The organism is Synechococcus sp. MIT S9507, assembly GCF_047304715.1.
Lineage (GTDB): Bacteria > Cyanobacteriota > Cyanobacteriia > PCC-6307 > Cyanobiaceae > Synechococcus_C.
Window position 1 is genome coordinate 2,553,824 of record NZ_CP138970.1, and the last position, 17,296, is coordinate 2,571,119.

At 49.0% G+C, this 17,296-nt stretch carries 25 protein-coding genes; 14 read left to right on the forward strand and 11 right to left on the reverse strand.

What is annotated here, in order from left to right; genetic code table 11:
- The first annotated feature begins 68 nt into the window (after positions 1-68).
- Positions 69-1,604 (forward strand): class I adenylate-forming enzyme family protein, encoded by a 1,536-nt coding sequence (locus SIB83_RS13970; RefSeq protein WP_413746193.1) that lies wholly within the window; start codon positions 69-71, stop codon positions 1,602-1,604.
- Positions 1,605-1,683: 79 nt separating this feature from the next.
- Here the strand turns inward: SIB83_RS13970 and SIB83_RS13975 are convergent, their stop codons facing one another.
- On the reverse strand, positions 1,684-1,956 hold the full coding sequence (locus SIB83_RS13975) for a hypothetical protein (protein ID WP_413439750.1): 273 nt from the start codon (positions 1,954-1,956) through the stop codon (positions 1,684-1,686).
- A 71-nt stretch (positions 1,957-2,027) separates the two neighbouring features.
- Here SIB83_RS13975 and SIB83_RS13980 point away from each other — a divergent pair, with 71 nt between their 5' ends.
- From SIB83_RS13980 to SIB83_RS13995, 4 genes are all read left to right on the forward strand, one after another.
- The gene (locus SIB83_RS13980; protein ID WP_413402038.1) at positions 2,028-2,186 is read left to right on the forward strand and encodes a hypothetical protein; all 159 of its coding nucleotides are present in this window, start codon (positions 2,028-2,030) and stop codon (positions 2,184-2,186) included.
- A gap of 76 nt (positions 2,187-2,262) precedes the next feature.
- Positions 2,263-3,042, forward strand: coding sequence for a sulfite exporter TauE/SafE family protein (locus tag SIB83_RS13985; protein ID WP_413402040.1), 780 nt, complete (start codon positions 2,263-2,265; stop codon positions 3,040-3,042).
- Between the two features lie 599 nt (positions 3,043-3,641).
- Positions 3,642-4,199 (forward strand): hypothetical protein, encoded by a 558-nt coding sequence (locus tag SIB83_RS13990; protein WP_413402042.1) that lies wholly within the window; start codon positions 3,642-3,644, stop codon positions 4,197-4,199.
- A gap of 107 nt (positions 4,200-4,306) precedes the next feature.
- Complete coding sequence (locus tag SIB83_RS13995) at positions 4,307-4,594, forward strand: hypothetical protein (RefSeq protein ID WP_413402043.1); 288 nt, start codon at positions 4,307-4,309, stop codon at positions 4,592-4,594.
- A gap of 539 nt (positions 4,595-5,133) precedes the next feature.
- On the opposite strand, the gene SIB83_RS14000 is transcribed toward SIB83_RS13995, so the two are convergent.
- The 3 genes from SIB83_RS14000 to SIB83_RS14010 are packed head-to-tail and all read right to left on the reverse strand — an operon-like array spanning position 5,134 to position 6,192.
- On the reverse strand, positions 5,134-5,643 hold the full coding sequence (locus SIB83_RS14000; RefSeq protein WP_413746194.1) for a DUF924 family protein: 510 nt from the start codon (positions 5,641-5,643) through the stop codon (positions 5,134-5,136).
- Positions 5,633-5,932, reverse strand: coding sequence for a hypothetical protein (locus SIB83_RS14005; RefSeq protein WP_413402047.1), 300 nt, complete (start codon positions 5,930-5,932; stop codon positions 5,633-5,635). Before SIB83_RS14005 ends, SIB83_RS14000 begins: the two co-directional genes overlap by 11 nt.
- Before the next feature lie 20 nt (positions 5,933-5,952).
- Complete coding sequence (locus tag SIB83_RS14010; protein ID WP_413402049.1) at positions 5,953-6,192, reverse strand: hypothetical protein; 240 nt, start codon at positions 6,190-6,192, stop codon at positions 5,953-5,955.
- A 4-nt stretch (positions 6,193-6,196) separates the two neighbouring features.
- On the opposite strand from SIB83_RS14010, the gene SIB83_RS14015 reads away from it, so the two are divergent.
- Entirely contained in the window at positions 6,197-6,643 is a 447-nt protein-coding gene (locus SIB83_RS14015) for a hypothetical protein (protein WP_413745338.1), read from the forward strand.
- Positions 6,644-6,823: 180 nt separating this feature from the next.
- Here SIB83_RS14015 and SIB83_RS14020 read toward each other — a convergent pair whose 3' ends face one another.
- A complete protein-coding gene (locus tag SIB83_RS14020; protein ID WP_413746195.1) occupies positions 6,824-7,963 on the reverse strand; it encodes a hypothetical protein in 1,140 nt (379 codons plus the stop codon).
- A gap of 214 nt (positions 7,964-8,177) precedes the next feature.
- On the opposite strand from SIB83_RS14020, the gene SIB83_RS14025 reads away from it, so the two are divergent.
- Positions 8,178-8,642 (forward strand): hypothetical protein, encoded by a 465-nt coding sequence (locus SIB83_RS14025; RefSeq protein WP_413746196.1) that lies wholly within the window; start codon positions 8,178-8,180, stop codon positions 8,640-8,642.
- Between the two features lie 601 nt (positions 8,643-9,243).
- On the opposite strand, the gene SIB83_RS14030 is transcribed toward SIB83_RS14025, so the two are convergent.
- Together SIB83_RS14030 and SIB83_RS14035 are read right to left on the reverse strand one after the other, a co-directional pair.
- Positions 9,244-9,540, reverse strand: a complete 297-nt coding sequence (locus SIB83_RS14030) for a hypothetical protein (RefSeq protein ID WP_413402057.1) — start codon at positions 9,538-9,540, stop codon at positions 9,244-9,246.
- 269 nt (positions 9,541-9,809) lie between these two features.
- Positions 9,810-10,046, reverse strand: a complete 237-nt coding sequence (locus tag SIB83_RS14035) for a hypothetical protein (protein ID WP_413746197.1) — start codon at positions 10,044-10,046, stop codon at positions 9,810-9,812.
- Between the two features lie 808 nt (positions 10,047-10,854).
- On the opposite strand from SIB83_RS14035, the gene SIB83_RS14040 reads away from it, so the two are divergent.
- Positions 10,855-11,130, forward strand: coding sequence for a hypothetical protein (locus tag SIB83_RS14040; protein WP_413746198.1), 276 nt, complete (start codon positions 10,855-10,857; stop codon positions 11,128-11,130).
- A 135-nt stretch (positions 11,131-11,265) separates the two neighbouring features.
- Positions 11,266-11,568: a hypothetical protein gene (locus SIB83_RS14045; protein ID WP_413746199.1), complete on the forward strand. Its 303-nt coding sequence runs from the start codon at positions 11,266-11,268 to the stop codon at positions 11,566-11,568.
- A gap of 346 nt (positions 11,569-11,914) precedes the next feature.
- Here the strand turns inward: SIB83_RS14045 and SIB83_RS14050 are convergent, their stop codons facing one another.
- Positions 11,915-12,112, reverse strand: a complete 198-nt coding sequence (locus SIB83_RS14050) for a hypothetical protein (protein ID WP_413746200.1) — start codon at positions 12,110-12,112, stop codon at positions 11,915-11,917.
- A 353-nt stretch (positions 12,113-12,465) separates the two neighbouring features.
- Here SIB83_RS14050 and SIB83_RS14055 point away from each other — a divergent pair, with 353 nt between their 5' ends.
- The 3 genes from SIB83_RS14055 (at position 12,466) to SIB83_RS14065 (ending at position 14,724) form a co-directional block, all read left to right on the forward strand.
- Positions 12,466-13,671, forward strand: coding sequence for a YbfB/YjiJ family MFS transporter (locus SIB83_RS14055; RefSeq protein ID WP_413746201.1), 1,206 nt, complete (start codon positions 12,466-12,468; stop codon positions 13,669-13,671).
- Between the two features lie 485 nt (positions 13,672-14,156).
- Entirely contained in the window at positions 14,157-14,357 is a 201-nt protein-coding gene (locus SIB83_RS14060) for a hypothetical protein (RefSeq protein WP_413402066.1), read from the forward strand.
- A 13-nt stretch (positions 14,358-14,370) separates the two neighbouring features.
- Positions 14,371-14,724, forward strand: a complete 354-nt coding sequence (locus SIB83_RS14065) for a hypothetical protein (protein ID WP_413746202.1) — start codon at positions 14,371-14,373, stop codon at positions 14,722-14,724.
- A 117-nt stretch (positions 14,725-14,841) separates the two neighbouring features.
- On the opposite strand, the gene SIB83_RS14070 is transcribed toward SIB83_RS14065, so the two are convergent.
- The 3 genes from SIB83_RS14070 to SIB83_RS14080 form a co-directional block, all read right to left on the reverse strand.
- Positions 14,842-14,997, reverse strand: a complete 156-nt coding sequence (locus tag SIB83_RS14070) for a hypothetical protein (RefSeq protein ID WP_413746203.1) — start codon at positions 14,995-14,997, stop codon at positions 14,842-14,844.
- A gap of 929 nt (positions 14,998-15,926) precedes the next feature.
- The gene (locus SIB83_RS14075; protein WP_413746204.1) at positions 15,927-16,214 is read right to left on the reverse strand and encodes a putative quinol monooxygenase; all 288 of its coding nucleotides are present in this window, start codon (positions 16,212-16,214) and stop codon (positions 15,927-15,929) included.
- 26 nt (positions 16,215-16,240) lie between these two features.
- Positions 16,241-16,504, reverse strand: a complete 264-nt coding sequence (locus SIB83_RS14080; protein WP_413746205.1) for a hypothetical protein — start codon at positions 16,502-16,504, stop codon at positions 16,241-16,243.
- A 257-nt stretch (positions 16,505-16,761) separates the two neighbouring features.
- Here SIB83_RS14080 and SIB83_RS14085 point away from each other — a divergent pair, with 257 nt between their 5' ends.
- Both SIB83_RS14085 and SIB83_RS14090 read left to right on the forward strand, forming a co-directional pair.
- Positions 16,762-16,932 carry a DUF2256 domain-containing protein gene (locus SIB83_RS14085; RefSeq protein WP_413402072.1) on the forward strand — a complete coding sequence of 57 codons (171 nt, stop codon included), beginning with the start codon at positions 16,762-16,764 and terminating at the stop codon, positions 16,930-16,932.
- 188 nt (positions 16,933-17,120) lie between these two features.
- The gene (locus SIB83_RS14090; RefSeq protein WP_413746206.1) at positions 17,121-17,282 is read left to right on the forward strand and encodes a hypothetical protein; all 162 of its coding nucleotides are present in this window, start codon (positions 17,121-17,123) and stop codon (positions 17,280-17,282) included.
- The last annotated feature ends 14 nt before the right edge of the window (positions 17,283-17,296 follow it).

Here is a 17,296-nt window from a genome sequence, read left to right on the forward strand (position 1 = left end):
AAGTGGAAATAATAGATTGCAGGATTTAAGCTTGAACTACGCCTCCTCTCATCAGCCCTTGCTTTCACATGCTTGATTTCAGGTCCATTGCAAAACATGCTTTAGAGATACACGCTGACAAGACTGCTCTTGTTGTTAATGCTGAGGCAATCAGTTATGAAAATTTTGACCAATTGATCGACCGGCACGCGGCTTGTCTGAAAGCTCATCAGCTTTCCAAAGGTGATCGCGTTGCTTTGATGTCTTGCAACAACCAAGATCTGGCTGCATTGTTTTTTGCCGTATGGAGAATAGGTTGCATTGCAGTTCCTCTGAATCATCTCTATAAAGCGCCTGAGGTTGAATATGCTCTCAAGCGCTGCAATGTTCGCTTGGCTATTATTCAAGATCAGATTGCGGCAGGTCTTGCTGGCCGGTTCAAGTGTCCAGAATGCACTGAGTATTGTTATACATTCGATAATGCAATCGAAGAAGTGGGCTCACCGTGGAGGGAGAGGGTATTTGAAACAAATGAAATTGCTTTCAATGCTGATCCGCCGAAAGGTGGCGAGCCAGCAGCAATATTCTTTACTTCCGGTTCAACATCAAAGCCAAAAGGTGTCATTCACACGGCGCAGTCAATCATAGACACTGGTGAGAGTCGGGCAGCGACGATGAATTTAAAAGATGATGATATATGGATTCTGTCCACTCAACTGGTGCATGTCTCTGCAAGTTTGGGTTCTCTGATACCAGCCATTATTGTTGGCGGCACAGCAGTTCTTTTAGAGCGATTCAGTTCCTCTGATTGGCTGGATTCCTGTAACAAGTACATCCCAACTCGATCTGTCATCCTGCCATCTCTCCTTCATGACATTCTCATGGATACAGCTTCCGAAAGTATTGATTTCAGCGGCTTCAGATCAATGGAATGCGTCGGAGATTATGTGACTCCTCATCTTTACAGTGCCTGGAAACAGGTCTCTGATCAGCCGCTGAATCAAGTCATAGGAATGACCGAATGCGAAGGGTATGCATTCCGGCATCCCGGTGAGCAGGTGAAGCAGGGATCTGCAGGCAGGCCGAGGTTGGGAGTTGAAGTGAGTATCAGAGATTCTGAAGGCAGCGAATTACCAGCCGGTCAAGTTGGCGAGCTGTGTATTCGCTCATCAAGCATGACGATCGGCTATTGGGAGGATCCAGAACATACTCAGGAAACCATCAGAAACGGATGGTTGCATTCAGGCGACCAGGGTCGAATCGATGAGGATGGCTATATCTGGTTTATTGGCAGGTTCAAGGAAATCATCGTCAAAAGGGGGGCAAATATTGCTCCCGGAGAAGTTGAAAGTGTTCTGGATAATCATCCTCTGATCTCTGAAACAGCTGTTGTTGGAACACCACCAGGACTACATGGCCAGCAGGTTGTTGCTTTTGTGGAATGTGAAGAAGGAAAAACGATTGATCTTGATTCGTTAAAGCAATGGACAACGTCTCACATTGCCGATTTTAAAGTGCCAGATGAATGGATTGTTGTGGATGTCTTGCCAAGAAATGCAGTGGGAAAACTAGACAGGGCTGAGCTACATCAACGAGTCAAAAAATTATTTCCTGGTCGGGTTTGATTTGGATACAAGGAGACTGAATGATTCTGTTTTACTCTGCCTTGTCGTTGGACGATCAGATTATGACCTTGGTGCTGACTTATCGGAAATACTCGTTGCAGAGAAGTTGATGTGATGCTCCCCTTTCCACGAAGGGATGGCCGTAACATGCTTTCTGCATTTCATCTTGCTCTGTATCCCGCATCTTTCCATCAGAGATAATCTGCGAGGTCGACTTTTCCCGCTCATAAGTTGCTTGTGTTCTGCCATCGCAACCTGTAATTGCCATAATTCCTGACAGTATTGCCATGGCAGTTAATGCTTTCATCATGGTGTTTTCATCGATATTGACTCTGGCAGTGATCGATTGCATGCTGTTGCCATTTCTATTTTCACTATCGCTCAAACGGCCTGAGAAATCTTTGAATCCCTGGTGAATTCGAGGTGAAAATCCTCACGGCTTGGTTCAAGCAACCCCTGTTCTTACAGCTTCCACCAATTCACCGCACCGGCGCCGTCATCGTTCATCTGCTGGAGCTTCAGCTGGTGCAACTCAACCCCCTCCACTGCAGCACTGTTCAGTCCGTTCTCGAAAGCAGCTGAATCATGATCTGTCTGCGATCGTGTTTTGATACTTGGTTTTTCCTTGGTCTGGTTGTTGACTGCAGTTGTGTTCCCCGTGGCTGATCAAGTGATGACTCTGGATTGGACATTGATCGGGCTTGGTCTTGTTCTTGGCGCTGTCTGTGGCTTCTTCAATGCTGTTGCATCTGGTGGTTCCACCCTGATACTCCCAGCCCTGCTTTCAATCGGTATGCCCGCGGATATTGCCAATGCAACGATCCGATTACCCATTCTTTTGGGAAGCACGACTGCTTTGTGGTCTTTTGAGCGTGAACAACTCATTCCCTGGAAATCGGTTTTCCAACTGTCAATTCTGTTTATTCCTTTCAGCTTGTTCGGAGCCGAGATTGCCACGTTGATGACGACTCAGACGAGTTTGCTGTTCGTGCGCATCGCTGTATTTTTCGCATTGCTGTTTCTATTCATTCGACCGCAGCGTTTGATGAAGGAATACACCGACGATTCCATGAAAGCTGATCCTCAATCGTCGATGAAGCTGTGGTTATTGACTTCGTTCTGCGGTTTCTGGGCTGGTTTGATTGTCGTTGATTCTGCTGTTTTTCTGTTACTTAGTTTAGTTTTAGTTGGAGGAGTCAGCTTAAGGCAAGCTGTACCGATCAAAACAGGTTTGATCTTTTTGTTCAGCCTTGCCACGTTTCTGATCTTCGCAAGAAGTGGAAAAGTGGAGTGGCAAGTGGGAGTCCCCATGGTTTTTGGCAGCATTGGTGGCTCGCTTGCCGGTGCCCAGCTGGCGATGAGTGACCATGCCAACCAGTGGGTTTACCGCGCTTTGCAGCTGATCGTTGTTGTTGAAGCGATTCGCCTGTTCATTTGAGTGAGTGGCAAAAAGCCAGCATGCTGACCGACCGACAGCTCTTCTTAGAGCTTTCGTCAGTCTGAGCTTGATGCCTGTGCTTCATTGATTGGCATTACCTGTCGATGGTCAGTGAAAATGTGCTGACTTTGTAGGCCTGTGTGTCGGACTTCTCTAGATACTGTGACACCCAATACTGTGATTCCTCCGACACAACTTTCTTATCGGATAAAAACATGACGGGATGGTTGATTCGGCACATCGTCCATCCTGGCGCAGCTGTCCCCCCTCATCTGAAACGCCAGTCTTTGTTCCTGATCACTTCCTTGGATTCAAGTGTGACTCTCTTTCTCCTTTGAATGTTGCTCTGACCAAGCAAATTTTATAGAGGTTTTGTAGTACTTAGAACCTTTTTCTTCCCTGGGGAGATTTGCAGATCTCGATTCAGCTGATGCATCAGAGGCTCAAACCTCTGAACATCTCATTTCTTGCGTATGTCGACAACTATGCCAACCAAAGGCCTGATGCTTGGTTTTGTTTGTAGATGTAGTCTTTAAAAATATTATTGGAGCTCCAAAGGGAACAGGTGGTAGTATTAAAAATACATTTTTAATGTGTTGATGGAGTGGCGAATTCTTGATTACGATCCAGGCAAATACCGATTTCAGGAATGGGCCTGTGAGGTGCTTGGGGTCTCAAGCCTGGAAAACGTGCATTCGTCAGATAACGTGAGGAGGCTCAATCGAAGTCCAACATTAAACCAGCTGACAAGCTCTTTCGAAGATATTGTTGAGAATTATCGCTTGTTTATATCTGATATTATTGTAGGAAAAATTGGGACCATCGATTCATACCAATGCCCGCCTTCTTTTCGTTTTCATTACTGCGGCAGGGGTAGCAGCGTATTTCATAAGGATCGTGATTTTGGAGTCGAAGATGGAAGGCTGAATGTGTGGGTCCCCCTCACAATGGTTTCAGGTGATAATAGTCTTTGGGTTGAAAATCAAATTGGTGCAAAAGATTTTAAGCCGTTGACCATGCACCCCGGACAGGCTCTGGTTTTTGATGGTGTCAATCTTGAGCATGGATCGAAATTAAACAGCACGAGCACCAGTCGGATCAGTTTTGATTTTCGCTTTATGCCTGGACCTGGGCCTGCTATCCCAGCCTCTTATTGAGTTCTTCATGTTCAATCCAGATGGTCCATAGGGTCGAGGATTGTTTGCTCTGTGTTCAACCATTCAGTCCTTGGTTGAATTTAATCTGATTGTCGTGCCGGGCTTGGATGAAAGGTTTCCATGAGTTTGTAGCACTGATCGTCATCGAGATCACCTTGATTCGTGTGAGTGTCGTTTCTCTTGTTCAGATCAGTGGCTGTGCTAGATCCGGTTTGCAGTATTCCGCCTGGTCTGTTGCACGAACACGTTTCTGCAACGGTTGCTTAACAACGCTGACCAACCCGCCGGGTATCCCTAACCGCCGGATTGGCAAACGCCCGAAAGCTCGAGGCAAATCGGACTTCGACTATGACTGCTCCAACACTCTTCCCGTGGATTTCCAGTCAGACAGCTGACCCATACTTAAGTTGATCAGTGGTTTTTCGTCGGCTTTGTGGTCCGTTTACCCATGCTTCCCATGTCTTGAATTGAGTTGATGAGAAGGTCTGCACGATCTTCTGTTGTGAGCTGATTGTCTTCACCATCGATCAATGAGTTTTGGTGATTGGGATTGTTCGACTTTCAAGGTCTCTCCACCGCTGTTGCAGCCGTTATTGATTGGAACCGATAGATCAGCCCACAACAAAAAGAGGTTGGATTGCTCCAACCTCTGACCCATCTCGAACTCCGCAGATGATGCCAGCTCAGTGAGGTGATGCAAGTGTGCACAGATTCTGTTCGAAGACAAGGGTTCTGAACTGTGACTTCATCGCTTTCTGTTTCGTCGATTCGCCTTGCGCGTTCCTCCGTATCGGTAGCCCGGCTGTGCAGCGACCCCTGTCCAGCAATCGGCGCAGACAAGAGTCCACTGTGTTGTCGCTTCACTGCGCACTCGGAAATGAACGGATCCGAATCGTCCACAGAGCTCACAGCAGAACCCAGATTCAGCCACTGATCATCGGCCCAGAGCTCCATCTCTCCATGGATAACGCCCATGTTTGATGAGCATGTCGCGGTTTCGGCGCGCCACATCAGCGGTTTCAACGTCAACCCATTTCTCAAGAAGAGGGATTGCCCTGCTCACCGTTTCCAAGTGCTCTGCGTGCAACAGCGGCATCAGCCAGAACTGTCGATGGGCTTTGTGCGGATCCCTCTGTAGCCAGTGTTGATCGAGTGCCAGCTGGCTCAGTCGCTGAGCCATGGGGTCGCCCCGATAGGCGCGACCCTTGTCACGCCAGATCTGCCTGGAGAACTGATCGAGCAGCAGAACAAGCGCCAAAGCGGAGGTCTGATTGACTTCCCAGTGGATCAGACCATTCTCCTGAGCTGTAGCCGCCAGTGCGCCGAAGCGTTCACTGACGGATTGATCGAACTTCTCGTTGCGATGAAACCATTGCCAGGGTTTGCAGTCTTCGAACCAGAAGTCAAGGATCTCTTCTGCGAGAGGGATTCCCTCATGGGGCATGACGCACCCGTTTCACCGCCAGCCCCGCTTCGGCTGAGGTGACTGCGGCCAGCAACAGGAGTCCGATCAGACCCACCAGCTGGTCCTGACGTTCCAGCTCTGTTGTGGGGTTCTGACCCAGAACCGCTCCTGCCGTGAACCAGGCTGTTGCAAGAGCTGATGTGATCCAGTACGCCTTCCAGCGGCGCTGGTAGAGATAACCCGCCCCAAGACCCGGCACCACATTCAGCAGCACGGCCACCCAGCCTGCTGACGCGGCCAGAACCTGATTACGGTCGGGAAGGGTCATGGCTTTCGATGACTGTGAGCTCATGCCTTGTTCTGATTCGCCGCATAGGCCACAGCACCTCCTGCCACCAGAGTGAGCAGCCCGGTGCTCAGCAGAAATCCTGTGAGCATGATCAGTCCGAGCACGGAGCCGAGCAATGACATCTTCACTCGCAGCAGCTTGGATTTGATCAACAGAATCAACAAAAGCGTCACGGTGGCCTTGAGTCCTGCGATCTTTGCGGCGCTGATCGGGCAGAAGGGAATGAAAGGAGGAAGCATTGGAGTGGAGCTGCACAAGGGTGCGACAGTGCCACTCTGTCGTTTTCCAGACTCTGTTGTGGATCAACCTCGGCGATCGCTCAAGTTTCCAGGTTGCCGACTGCTCCAGCTTCTGCTTGTTGTGTTCATCGTGTTCAGATTTGATCTGCCGGTGTCAGCGGCCTGGATCTGTGATGGTGACCGGCTGACAGCGGAGCCGATTCAGTTGGGTCGGGAGGCCTTCGGTCCCATGGATCAGCCCATCCCCAACAGCGCTGAAGGCACCGTGCCTGGGGATGTGATTCTGATCAGCTGGCGTGGAGTCACACTGCAATTACCGAGAACCAACAACTCCGGGGCTCCCAGTTACACCGATGGTCGCTGGTGGTGGCAGGTCGAGGATGCCGAGCACCCTGATTTCCGTCAGCGCAAGGGTGGGATCGTGAGTTATGCCTGCAGCCTTGAGCCATGAACCTGTCGGCTTCACGGCGTCGGTGCCAGTCCCTGCACGAGTGAGTATTCATAAACTGCGGCCGCAAGCAGAAACACTCCGATCACACCAATCAGCACTCGTCCGTCAATACGTTCCATGGTGGGATTGTCTGATGTGGAGAATCTTGCAATTCAAGCTAGGGATATTGACCTTGCAGGGCTACAAATCGCAGGCTCTCCGTCGTTGTTCTTCCTCTTCGAAACGATCAGTCTCCACCAGGTTCCAGCCGTCATCACGAAGCAACGAGTTGATCACCTGATCGCGGTAGTCGACTTCCAGAGCGCCATTAATTCCGAATGCGGCCATGATCTTGTCGCGATCCATGATCAAGTCCTCTCGGTAGATCTCGTAGAGGTCAGGATTTTCGATCAGACTGGGATCCGGTTTGCCGTCAAGTCGCCACAGCCATCGATACAGGAACGGTTTGTATTTCGACTTGTTCTGCACGATGGGCATCAGCTGATCAAGTGTGAGCAGATCGCAGCGAGTCTGCGCCTCCCAGATCTGTTCATCGCTCAGAGCTTCCGCTGACTGTTTGCAGTGATCGAAGAGAGCTTTGATGCACTGTTGGGCTGTGCATTCAAATGACAGCTCCTGGGGAGCGATGCCCTCCTGAGCCAGATAAACCATTCGGTTGAGGTCGTTCTTGCTGAAACTTCCCTGCAGTGCATAGGTGGCCGCAGCTTTTCGGATGTCCCAGAACAGCCCTGTGTTGGTCTCACAGGCTTGGGTGATGAAGGAATCAAAAATTCTCTGATCACCGGGAGTGATGTGAATCGAGAGGGCATTCACGGCTGATGCGAACTCCTTGTTCAGTCGTTGGTCGAAATTCCGCTGATGAGATCTGTAAAGATCGCTGCGTCGCCAGTCACTGAGGTTTCCCTCCCATCGCGTCGGTGGAGAGGGGTTCCTGAAGAACTGAAATCGCTCCTTGGCTTCCAGGCTCCAGTTGTAAGCCGATACATCCTCGGCTTTCACGCCTTCCACAAGGTGGATGTCGTCTCCCTGATGGTTGGAAACCAGACGCACCACCGCCAAGGTGCTTTGCGGCAGATCGATCGTCTCAACAGCGATCACTCCTGTTCCTTCACTGGACAACTCGATCAGCGTGCCGTCTGCGCTGTGGCTGAAGCTCTGCAGGCAGCTTCCAGGGATGCGTTCACTGCGAATCTTCCTGGTGATTGGATCAACTCCGATCGAATACGACTCGATGGGAGCCCCCTGGATGCCGTTCGGTCGCCACGAGCTTTCGTCTGAACGGCAGATCACGACCACCCGATTGTCCACCTGACGCGTCAACGTCCCCTCCCCGAGGGGTGGCACCTTAGTCGTTCCGCGCGGAGCTCCTTACAGGTGCAGCGACAGGTGTGCTTCTTTCTCGGGTTGGCTTTCAGCTCCTGTCTGTGGATGCCTGTTTCGTTTTCACGACTGAGGCCTGAAGTTTGACTCCCGGTGAGTGATCCACAGCAATGTCTGAATGGTTTTCCGCTGCCACAACAGCCAGAATCAAACCATGAAGCGCAACTGGAGTGACATCGAGCCGCACTGGATGCGACTGAGCGAAAGAACAGCGTTTGATCTCAGCGCTGAGTGCGTGGTGATCGATCAGCAGAACGAAGTCATGGAGACAACCCTTTCAGGACTCCCGACTTTTCTCAAGGCCTCTGCAGCGATGTCGAACCCGCTGGTGAAACAGTTCATCGCTCTTGCGAAAAAGAGTGGAGCAGAGATTGCCATGCACAGGATGCTGATGCAGGCCGGTGAGGAATTTGCGCAGTTATGGAAGGAAGCCCAATCGGATCTGCAGGGAGGAGCTTTCACAACGATGGACGATCTGGTTGAGGCAGTCGCCACGGCCAGGAAAGGCTATGACGAATTACCCAGACGAATCCTGATCATTCAGGTGAATCAGCGCGATTGCGATGTGCTCCTGGTGGGTCCACCGGATAACGAAGAATCAGATTCCTTTGCGTTGTAGATAACGCTGAGATCACAATGGCTTTTCGTTATGGAACCAGGGTGACTAGTGATTGACCATCCAACATGGCTCATGAATAGTCCAGATGACTGGCCACAGATAAGCTGTATCACTGGATCAGATGATGTGTTTCCGGGATGGCGATCGTTCAAGTCAGCTTGTTCCATTTGGCTGTTAAGGCTGGATTCGATCCGCTGTGCTGCCCGATGCTGGAATCGTTGTTCCCAAGTGACGTATCGAACCATCGGCGCTTGTCTCCGATCACTATGAAATCGTTTTCGCTGTTCTGATGCTTGTAAGGCATAGACATAATTTTGATGTGTTGATGGTTGCGAACCTGCGCTCGATTGCCAGTGCTGTGTACCAATGTTCAAATTTTTAACAGTTGATATCAGTCTGTTCAGCGGCTCGCATCTGTTACAAGTTTTACTGATCAGATCAGTGTCAACCAACTCGATCAGGTTTGTGAGCAAAAAAGAACAGCTCTGTCCTGTTTCGCTCAAGTTCAGGAAATCCTTGGCTCGAGTTGATCAACGCGATGTCTTGATCATCTGTAAGTCAGCATGCTTTAGAAGCATCTGCTGTAGCTTGATTGATTGATTCACCACCTGAATTTTTCAGCTGGCTTGGCATCTCCTCTCAACTGCATCAACTCATCGGCAAAAATAGGTTTTTCATTCTCTGGCAGATCAAATACATAGCCAATGTATTGAATCTCTTTCTTTTCGCAGAATCGATTGGTTGCTGCACCTTTGTATTCAATGCTCTCAAGATATCCGCTTGGTTCAAGGATGAATTCAGTGCCTTTGCTTGCCCACTCTTCACATGCTTTCTCTGCCTGCAGAACTGACTGGTAATTGTTGTCGCATGCAGCCAGTGAACCAATCATGAGTGCCATGAACAACGAGAGTGTTTTCATCTCAAGGTTAAAAACAGGTGAGTCGTGTCAGAAAAAGTTTACAGCCTTTCATTCTCATTGAGAATCTAGTGATGATCTGCTATCGATTGACTCATTTGAATTTGCAGGAGTCATGATTGTATTCCTTCCATATTTGCCATCGCACCGCACTGTGTTGCCTTTAGTCTCTCAAGCAATCAGTGGCTCTCGCCTGTGGTGTTTCTCTGACCGTGAAGACAAACAGACCTGTGTTCAGTCAATTTCATCATTCATTCTTTCTGAAACAGCAGTGCCAAGAGAGCCACGAGGGATGCCTCAGCGTTTTTAAAGCCTGATCTGAATATCGATTCCAGGCCTTGTGCGGTATCGGTAACCGTATCCATAGCCTGGGAGGCCATAGGTGTAACCAAATAAATTGCGTTCATAACCCCTGCGAACGTTTCGCCAGTTACGTCTGTAACTCCGTCGGCAACGAGGCAGGTATCGGCCTCCATGCCGGTAATCATGGTGAGTTCTTCGAAATTCGTGTCTGTTGTAATGATGATGGGCTTCTGCGGCGGGGGAGAGAATCAAGGTTGCACCTGTAACGATGCCTGCAGCGACAAAACAGGTCGTTACCAGTTTTTTGAAGTTTTTTGGTACGACATCAGAGATGCTGTTATGGCATTCCAGGAGCCTGAATCATAATCGGAAAATAATTTCAGGTGGTTGAAACCAAGCCGCAATGATTGTGTGTTGTCGAGGGATTAATTGATTATTTCAACTTCCAATTTATTTTGCCATATACTTCAAGGGATTGACGACTCCTTCGCATGGGTCTTGAGCTCTCCCTCCGGGAAGCAGAGTGTCATCAATCATTCCGGTGACATAAATTCTGCAAAGCTCTTCGGGATTGCGACTATCCACCCAGCCTGTAAAAGAACCGTCATTGTCAGCCAGGAGTTGAGCGATCAGAAGAAATTCGTGCACAGTGCTGATGCGGGTCTGCTATGCAATAAACTTTAAATGCTTTGCAAGAATTTGCTCGCAGTTGTAACTGACTTGAAGGTTCAGTTAGCAATTCTTTGGAATATCAACCTGATTTCAAAATTCAATTGATCCTGGTTCAGTGTCGCCCGATCCAGGTTTCGCTGATTGCGCGCTTCGTTGTCGGTTGTTTTTGACATACCTTTTCAGATAGTTGTTAACGAAAGGTGTCTGCGGGAACTCTGCTTGACAGTCACTTTTTGTCGTTAATCGATAGAGAACTTGTGGAATATTTGGGGGGGCGAATTCGAAACGCTTGATTATGCTGTGATGAGAATCAGGACAGTATTGCAGATTCTTGATTATCATTTTCATCCTGAGCTTGAACATCTTGAGAGTGACATTCTGAAATGGCAGGTGGTTGCCCCGTTGTTGTATGAAAACAGGTTAGACAGTCTTCTTAAGCGTAACGATATTCAGCAGGCTTTCGGCGATGCGGCATTGGCTTATGACTCTCTGGAAAGGTGGAAATGCCTCGAATCCAGTGATTTTTCCAGATACCCTCATTGGACATTGAATCTTCGCGATGGTCACCAGCATTATCTGCCGGTGGATGCGGAGTGATCTGACTGGCGATGTCGGATTCCAAGAGAAAGGATGTCACCATTGTTTCTGTCCAACGTCTGTGCGGGAGCCAGTTATTGCATGGCATTTCCCAATCTCCTGCTCGCTCGTGGTTTGATTCCTGAACTTCAATGGATGGTGCTCAAATCTGAGCTGCACACGACCGTGGTCTGTCCAGGGGAACGACTGATATTTGACCTCAACCATGCGCCCTTTGCCATGAACGTGAGTGGCCCTGAAACTGTTGAGTTGATGCTGAAAGGAAATAAACCTCGTGAGATTGATGATCAGGATCTCAGCTATCTGTTCATCAACACTGGGTTGATTCAGAGCATTGTCGCTTTTTTTGAAATGGCTGATCACTGTATGGTTCCTTTCGAGCAGCTTCTCAGGGATTTCCTGGCGAAGCAGATCTGTATCGATGAGGCAAAAAGATGACCGGACTGGCTTCTGATCAAAAGCTGGTTGCCTGTTGATCGGTGCTGTGTCGGCAACAGTGCGACCACTTGTAAGCGAAAATTCCGGGAGCGTTTTCAGACTGCTGTGAATATGAAGTTGGGTCTCCTCAGCGAGTAATCCAACTGCTTACACGGACCAATAAAGACCAGGTGGTTGCTGTGCACCTGGTCTTTTTTTCAAGCTGCAGACGATCAACTCTATAATATTAACTCGCCGATCAACGATTGAACGACTTATTCTTTAATTTTCTGGAAATAATTGTCACCTTCGGCAATGGTGAAAGTCATGGCTTCTTTTGAAAAGTCGCAGTCGTCGACAGCGGCAATCATGTTTCTGACAGAATCTTTTCCTGGTGCATTTTTGCTAAATTCGTGTTGTTTATCAGCATTTCTTTGTGTGGATAGAAGAAAGAGTCTTTTTGCTTCTGATTCACGATCAGCACTCCATGACCATGTTCAGCGATGTGTGCTTTTGCCAGTACCAAGGCTTTTGCAGGGCTGTCGGGATACTTATCTGGAATCATCTGGAGGCTCTGTATCATGCACCTTAGTCATCCTTTGCGGGATGTATACCTCGCGATAACAAGGTTTGATTATTGATTTCTTTTAATGATTGTTTCTGAGCACACAACTAGCTGCAGCAGTCCTGCGCAGGTCAAGATTCCTTTTCTGACCTCAGGTCAGGTCGCGGCAAGATAGTGCTGCACAGTTTGTGCTTTACAGAAGATTGGCCTTGCGAAGACTGATGACTGGTTGATGAGCCAGCTGCTTTGATGGAAAGCGGGATCAGGAGCCCTTAACATCAACTCATCGGACGAGTTTTTTGATTGAGCTGAGGGCCAAACCTCGCTAATAAAGAAGTAATAGTGAGCCAGACATGTCCTCTGAGGTTCTCTCTGATCCGCCCCTACATCCTTTCAGGGCTACGCTTGCCGGAGTCTGTGCAATTGGCATTGCACTTGGTACATCGCGATATGCCTATACACCTCTGATTCCTGCATTGATTCGTGATGGTTGGGTCAGTGTTCCTGAGGCTGGATTTCTGGGCGGCTCTAATTGCATGGGCTATCTCGCTAGTTGCCTTCTTGCCATTGCTTTGCCTCGATATCTTTCGATCCGTTTTGTGATTCGTTTGTCATTGGCGATTGCTTTGGTTGGTGGACTGATGTCTGCTTTTGATTTTGGTTTTTGCTGGTTGGTGGTAGCGCGTTTTGTTGCAGGTTTGTCTGCCGCACCTTTGCTTGTTCTTACTCCATCAGTGCTGAATTCTCAAATTGGTGATCGTTGGAAAAAATTATGTAGTGGTCTTTCTTTCGCTGGTAATGGACTGTTTATTGTATTGATTTCATTGACTCTGCCATTCTTTCTCGAGTTTGATGTGCAGGTTTCATGGTTTTATGAGGCAGCAGTCACAGCCGTTGCCTGTGTCCTGGTGTGGCCTTTGTCGTCTCATGCTTCGGGCAAGCCTCTTGTGCGATCTGAAGTGCTAAATCATCATAATCGTGGCCAGAGAAAGGTTCTGCTTGGCCTGATACTTGCCTACGGCCTGGGTGCTGTGGCTGTCCAGCCCCCCACGCTCTTTTTAACTGACTATCTCCATCGCGATATTGGTTTGCGAGTTTCTGAGGCAAGTCAGATTTTCAGTATTCTCGGTCTTGGCACTGCGCTGGGAGCTGGCTGCAGTGGTTTGCTTGCTGGGCTCATCGGCAGTCGATTCACACTCCTTCTTATCTATGTGTCCGGTGTCATCAGTTTGTTGTTGGTACTGTTGACTTCAAAAGTCTGGGTGTTGGCTCTTTCCGCAGGGCTGGCAGGGGTGTTCCTCATGGGCCTGGTGGCAATGACCTCTCAACGGACAATGGAAGCTGTTCGTCATGCTCAGCACCCAAAAGTCTGGGGCAATATGACTTTTGCATTTGCGCTGGGCCTCACGGTCGGCAGCAATGGGATGTCAGCGTTACTTCAATACGGTCAAACTTATCTCGACTTATTCAGAATTGGCTTCCTCATCGCATGCTCCGGTCTCGCTCTGACATTGTTTTTGAGCTGCCGTACTTTGCCTTCAGATCAGCAAACAACATGAATACTTCATCCATCCACCTGGTGATTGTTCAAACCCAATGCCTTTAGCATGCTTGCATTGATCCGCTGAATGATTTCAGGTGGGAGCTTGAAGTCTGTATTCAGTGTTGGATGTGCTCCGTTTCGCTTTTCTGCATGAATTGTTTTGATGCCGCAGGCGTGCTGGGTCCCGTTTCAAGTTCCGCTGCGTTCAGCAAAGCATCAAGTTCTGATCGATCCGCCATACTGCCTTTCAGTACAGTTCTATTGAAGTAGTTGGTGACTGTCGTTCTCCATGCCCTCCATGCCGCCCTCCTCTTTCCTAGAAGGGAGGCATTCTTTCGGGTATTGGCCTGGAGTCAGTGAGCTTCACCGTTGTATCTAGCTTGTTGTCTGGGATCAGTTCATTGTTTCCAGGCACCGGCTTTCCTCAAGACATGAACAAGACAATGGTCAGGTCACGAGCCAAGTTGCCTCAACCGCTTTCAGTCATGCCAAGAGGTCTCGATGAATCTGCATGATCCGCGCTGGATTCTCCTGGCCTGGGCCGTTGTGGCTGTTGCTTCAGCAGTGCGCTTCTGGCGACTCACAGGCCCATTTCGCTCCAAAGCGAAGGAGCGTCAGCGTCTTGAATCGCTCAACCCTGACCAGATGCGAGCCTCATTGGAAAGGTCCTGGCTGAAAAGCGACGCACGAAACCACCGCTGAATAGGATTGTTGTATGGCTAATTCGATGGCATCACAACAGTTGGAGCGGGAACTGTCCACGGCCCAGGAAATGGGGCGTTGGCTCAGTGATGACGAACTCAGGCAAATCGACCACGAGAAACGGTTGATTCGCAAGGAGCAGGAGCAGAACTCTCAACGTCGTCAAAAGCTGGCGCTGTTCACCGTGATCTGCGTAGTATTGCCACCCCTTTGGCCTGTGGCTGCTGGGATTTCTCTGCATCTCCTGTTCCCACAGACATTTCGACGTTTCGTCTGGTTTGCAGGAGGCAGTTTGCTGCTGCTTGCTTCCCTTGGGGTTGGTGTGGGTGTCTTGGTTCTCTCGCTGCTCTGGATGTTGATCAGCTGATCTTTCATTCTGAACAACATTCAGTTTGCAACACAACAAACGCTTCAATCATGCAGTAATGATTGAAGCGTTTGTTGTGTTGATTATTAATGGAGACATGATTCTTGAGACAACAGTTCAGGTCAGCCTGATCGATCCGTTGTCAACCTGTCTGAGTAGATCACTGCGCAGCTTCAGATCCTGATCATCGAGATTTTTCAGCGTCAGCACTGATCGGTAAGCATCTTCGCTGATTCGGTTATGCAATTTAGCGTTCAGGTAGAGCTCGACCATGGGGAAATTAATCCAGGGAAGAGTCTAAACGCGCTGGTCAGGTGATTGTGAGAATTAGAAGGTTCATCGATCACCATCGGCAGGTGATTTTTAAGCAATGAGTGTCTGGGGTTGCTGTCTGAGCAGCAGGCCATCGACGCTTGCTGTGTCTGCCAAGATTTCATTGCCGTCTTGCAACTTGAGAGGTTGGCCGAACTCATGGTTTCGACTGAGCTCATGAGCAGGTGTATGGATCAGCGTGTCATTTTTTCATCGCTGAATTCCTCTGAAATTTTTTCAGTTTGTGGATGTGGCATGTCGCCACTAGTGTCTGAAAACAAAGGTTGAGTTGCAGGCCGCAATCATCCGCTGATGACTCATCGTGACCGCAACGGGGTCTGATCAGGCTCCTGAACAGAGCCATCGTTTCAGACTTTCAGTTGTCGGGGGGGCTCATCACTGTTCTGCGGATTTTCATTGCTTGTGACTCAAGTTTGACTGAAAGCTTAAACTCAGATGAAAAAGCTGTGATTAGGCCTCATTCATATCCAGTTCTCGTTAGGTTCTGATAGTTAAAAGTCTGATCCTGGGGTATCTGGGAAAAGGGGGTCCGATGGACAGAAAAGAGAATACTGATCCCAAGGATTTTATTGTCGTCGGAGGGAGACGCCGTTGGTTTTCCATTCCTGGAAAGGATGAGCGTTTCAGTGATCTTCAGCATCGGGTCAGCCAAGAGCGCGATCTTGCAATCCCTGATCGACCTCCGGAAAATGGATAATCAGGACCATGTTGTTTCATGGATTTGCCATCATGGTCCTGATTAATCCAGTTAAATAATGAACTATACGGTATTCAATGGTTAATCTTTTTAAATCCTAATTTCTGAAACCCGTTTTAAATTCAAAATATTCAACAGAAAAATCCTTTAACACTGGTTTAAGTTTCTCCAGCTAGTCTGATTCGCCATGCACTTCAAGTTTGAAGAGCTCGCACAGTTCCATGATTTCCTGCAGTAAATCGCCCACATTGTCCAGGTGTGCAATGACGCCAGCTGCACCGCGGTACCCTTCCCGGCAGTGGAGTGTCTGTTCTGATTTGGTAAACCCGTAATAAAGGCATAACGGTTCCCGGCTTGAACGATCGACGAACTGCTCACAGAGCTTCATTACTGCATCATCGCGTTCGGGTGGAACTCGAAAATAGGGATGGATTGAAATGCATTGGTCACCAGAAGTCATAAGGCTTGTTGACGTCTGTCCCTTGATTAGCCACGCAGGGTGCCACTGGTCAGGTGATGTTGTTGAACAGGATTGACTTCGTTGCTGCTGTGGACGTTATGGGCTTTTTGATGTGCCATCGATGTCACAAAACGTCGTCCAGCGCGATTGGCGTCTTCAACCGACCGATAGTTGCCCACGTGGGTGTAATCATGCCCATCACTGGTGGCTGACACTGAAAACAGATTGTTGGTGACGCGTTGTACGCTCCAGTGCATGAAACAGGATGCGGCCGATTGATGAAGAGCCATGTCGCACCAGAAACAGAATGTGTTCAAACTATGACAATTGCTGGTTGAAGGACTGCCAGCTTCTTATTTCTCAAATAGGTATTTCTTTTTGCTAAAGAATTACTGGTTCTGTTCCGGTTCGATCGGATTTGCATCCATCGGTCTGAGGTTGAGATCTGCGAGGTTGCTTGTTCAGAGTCCCGGAGCCTTCTGCGGGTGCTTTAGTTTTTGCACCTGATTCAAACGTTTTACGAGCTCATCGATTCAATTCAGCATTGATGAAACGCCCACGCGATCGTCCTTCAAAAACATGCCCGGTCTGTGGCAGGCCATTTCAATGGCGCAAAAAATGGAAAGATGTCTGGAACGAAGTGCGCTACTGCTCTGAACGCTGCAGGCGCCATAAAAACCGCGGCGCAGCAATCGGGGAATCTGAAGCCGATCACTGAGCTCTCCACCACTCCGTCCTGCAGAGGTTTGAAGCACAGAAAACCGTGTCATCCGACACTTCGACAGTCGTTCTAGGCAATGACCGCAGCCTCGGGTGAGTGCTGCCGCAGGTCCTGATCGTGGCCATCATGTCGACTAAGGCATGCATTGAGCCGGCTCATGTCCGCCGGTACGCAGCACAGTCACCATGTTTGAGATCGTCTGTGTTCTGATTCTTCCGGTGATGTTGATCATCTATTACGCGATTCAACGCCTTGTTGTGCATCACAGCAACATGGAAGTGAAGCTGATGATCCATGACCTGATAGTGGAAGCCATGAACAAGCATGATCAGGATTTTGATGACTGATCGTCACCCCGGTG

What these genes read in the sequence shown, in the direction of transcription:
- SIB83_RS14085 (WP_413402072.1), top strand. Translation starts at nt 16,762, where the DNA reads ATGAAACGCCCACGCGATCGTCCTTCAAAAACATGCCCGGTCTGTGGC.
- SIB83_RS13975 (WP_413439750.1), bottom strand. Translation starts at nt 1,956, where the DNA reads ATGCAATCGATCACTGCCAGAGTCAATATCGATGAAAACACCATGATG.
- SIB83_RS14000 (WP_413746194.1), bottom strand. Translation starts at nt 5,643, where the DNA reads ATGCCCCATGAGGGAATCCCTCTCGCAGAAGAGATCCTTGACTTCTGG.
- SIB83_RS14030 (WP_413402057.1), bottom strand. Translation starts at nt 9,540, where the DNA reads ATGGCACTCATGATTGGTTCACTGGCTGCATGCGACAACAATTACCAG.
- SIB83_RS14045 (WP_413746199.1), top strand. Translation starts at nt 11,266, where the DNA reads ATGGTGCTCAAATCTGAGCTGCACACGACCGTGGTCTGTCCAGGGGAA.
- SIB83_RS14070 (WP_413746203.1), bottom strand. Translation starts at nt 14,997, where the DNA reads ATGGTCGAGCTCTACCTGAACGCTAAATTGCATAACCGAATCAGCGAA.
- SIB83_RS14055 (WP_413746201.1), top strand. Translation starts at nt 12,466, where the DNA reads ATGTCCTCTGAGGTTCTCTCTGATCCGCCCCTACATCCTTTCAGGGCT.
- SIB83_RS14080 (WP_413746205.1), bottom strand. Translation starts at nt 16,504, where the DNA reads ATGGCTCTTCATCAATCGGCCGCATCCTGTTTCATGCACTGGAGCGTA.
- SIB83_RS14035 (WP_413746197.1), bottom strand. Translation starts at nt 10,046, where the DNA reads ATGATTACCGGCATGGAGGCCGATACCTGCCTCGTTGCCGACGGAGTT.
- SIB83_RS14075 (WP_413746204.1), bottom strand. Translation starts at nt 16,214, where the DNA reads ATGACTTCTGGTGACCAATGCATTTCAATCCATCCCTATTTTCGAGTT.
- SIB83_RS14050 (WP_413746200.1), bottom strand. Translation starts at nt 12,112, where the DNA reads ATGATTCCAGATAAGTATCCCGACAGCCCTGCAAAAGCCTTGGTACTG.
- SIB83_RS14010 (WP_413402049.1), bottom strand. Translation starts at nt 6,192, where the DNA reads ATGCTTCCTCCTTTCATTCCCTTCTGCCCGATCAGCGCCGCAAAGATC.
- SIB83_RS14065 (WP_413746202.1), top strand. Translation starts at nt 14,371, where the DNA reads ATGGCTAATTCGATGGCATCACAACAGTTGGAGCGGGAACTGTCCACG.
- SIB83_RS14060 (WP_413402066.1), top strand. Translation starts at nt 14,157, where the DNA reads ATGAATCTGCATGATCCGCGCTGGATTCTCCTGGCCTGGGCCGTTGTG.
- SIB83_RS14025 (WP_413746196.1), top strand. Translation starts at nt 8,178, where the DNA reads ATGAAGCGCAACTGGAGTGACATCGAGCCGCACTGGATGCGACTGAGC.
- SIB83_RS13990 (WP_413402042.1), top strand. Translation starts at nt 3,642, where the DNA reads ATGGAGTGGCGAATTCTTGATTACGATCCAGGCAAATACCGATTTCAG.
- SIB83_RS14005 (WP_413402047.1), bottom strand. Translation starts at nt 5,932, where the DNA reads ATGACCCTTCCCGACCGTAATCAGGTTCTGGCCGCGTCAGCAGGCTGG.
- SIB83_RS14090 (WP_413746206.1), top strand. Translation starts at nt 17,121, where the DNA reads ATGTTTGAGATCGTCTGTGTTCTGATTCTTCCGGTGATGTTGATCATC.
- SIB83_RS13995 (WP_413402043.1), top strand. Translation starts at nt 4,307, where the DNA reads ATGAAAGGTTTCCATGAGTTTGTAGCACTGATCGTCATCGAGATCACC.
- SIB83_RS13970 (WP_413746193.1), top strand. Translation starts at nt 69, where the DNA reads ATGCTTGATTTCAGGTCCATTGCAAAACATGCTTTAGAGATACACGCT.